This window comes from Mesorhizobium sp. M7A.F.Ca.US.014.04.1.1, from assembly GCF_003998745.1.
Classification (GTDB): domain Bacteria; phylum Pseudomonadota; class Alphaproteobacteria; order Rhizobiales; family Rhizobiaceae; genus Mesorhizobium; species Mesorhizobium ciceri.
The window spans coordinates 1-1,302 of the sequence record NZ_RZRW01000995.1; the positions used below are offsets into that span (position 1 = coordinate 1).

A 1,302-nucleotide genomic window follows, 5' to 3' on the forward strand; every position below is an offset into this window, starting at 1 on the left:
GTCTTTCAGCACCGCCTTTTGTTCATCCGGTTTCATGGACATCCATGCGGTCTTGAAATCCGCTTCCGACCTCAAGGTTTTCATGCCGGCATCCGTGAAGAAAGGTGACATCTTTGCAGGATCATCGAGCGCGGAAGTGGTGCTGCTGCCAGCCAGCGCTGAGCCCGTCATCACTGCGAGCGCCATCGCGCCCATCGTAAGCATTTTGATGCTCATTTTTACCTCCGTTAGTTCTACACGCGCAAAATCGCGTGACCTGGGGAAAAAACGTCGGCGTCTGAACTCTGTTCCCGCATCTCGCCGATTCCGCATCGGCAGCCGTCTGACGCGCGCTGGTGTCGTGGAGAATGGCCGGTGCAGTGAGCAGTCCATCGTGCGGCGACGGACCACTGCGGCCAGCCTAAAGTGCGATCGGCGAACGCGGGCCCATTAACCACCTTCCTGGATAGATCGGACCCCAATGGGGATGCGGGGAGTTTACCTTGCATGGAAAATCACAAGCACAGATTCTATTGTCATATTGAGCGCGACGGATTGTGGGGAGTTTGGGATTGCGTCGCCAACAGGCCGGCAAGGTTGGGCGGTGGCGACGTTCGCGGTTGCACTGCCCAACGGGCTGAAGCTGCGGAACACGTCCTCACGAGAATTTACGACGGCGGACTTGATGCCGTCGCTATCCGCATCGCTGGCATTGTCAGTTCTGCGGGTTCGGCCTGATCGATCCCCGGCAGCCAGGCGCTTACCCAGCCTTAGGGGGGCAGCACCGGTCCAGTGGTGTTCCACCGGATGAACTCGACCTCTTTCCCGGTGACGTCCCGCACGGCCTTCAATAGCACCTCGTGCAGGACGCGCGTCTGCCTGTAGTGGTCGCAATGTGGTGATATGAACGGCTTGATGATGCTTAGGTGCAGCGCTTCCGCTGCCACCAGGAAGCGCTCGATTTCAGCCTGTTATAACTGCTTTGAGGGTTTTGACCTAGCCATTGCGACACCTTTTGAGAGTCGCCCCACCTGAGGACAATATTCCTACCGCGACCGTTCAGTGTAAAGGCTCAAACGTTGAAAAGGTCGTTTGGTCCCACGCCAATTTCGTCAATGATGTCCGGCGTGTTGTTTCGCGGGCTTCCGACCTTCCTGTCAATCGGCCACATCTTCATCAGCTCCGAAGGATATGGCTTCATGAGGTCGCGTGGATCCAGTTCCGGTCCGAGCCAGCGCATGTAATCGGCAGGCGCCAGAATAACCGGCATCCGATCATGGATCGTCGCCATCAACGTATTGGGCTCGCAGGTGACGACAGCGA

At 57.5% G+C, this 1,302-nt stretch carries 3 protein-coding genes; all 3 read right to left on the reverse strand.

What is annotated here, in order from left to right:
- Window positions 1-216, reverse strand: a 216-nt coding sequence (locus tag EOA22_RS33890) for a hypothetical protein (protein ID WP_127390628.1), incomplete at its 3' end; no start/stop codon positions are given.
- A 533-nt stretch (window positions 217-749) separates the two neighbouring features.
- Entirely contained in the window at window positions 750-941 is a 192-nt protein-coding gene (locus tag EOA22_RS39285) for a hypothetical protein (RefSeq protein ID WP_244507026.1), read from the reverse strand.
- 110 nt (window positions 942-1,051) lie between these two features.
- Window positions 1,052-1,302: SOS response-associated peptidase family protein (locus EOA22_RS33900; RefSeq protein WP_164756196.1), on the reverse strand; the 251-nt coding region annotated here is incomplete at its 5' end.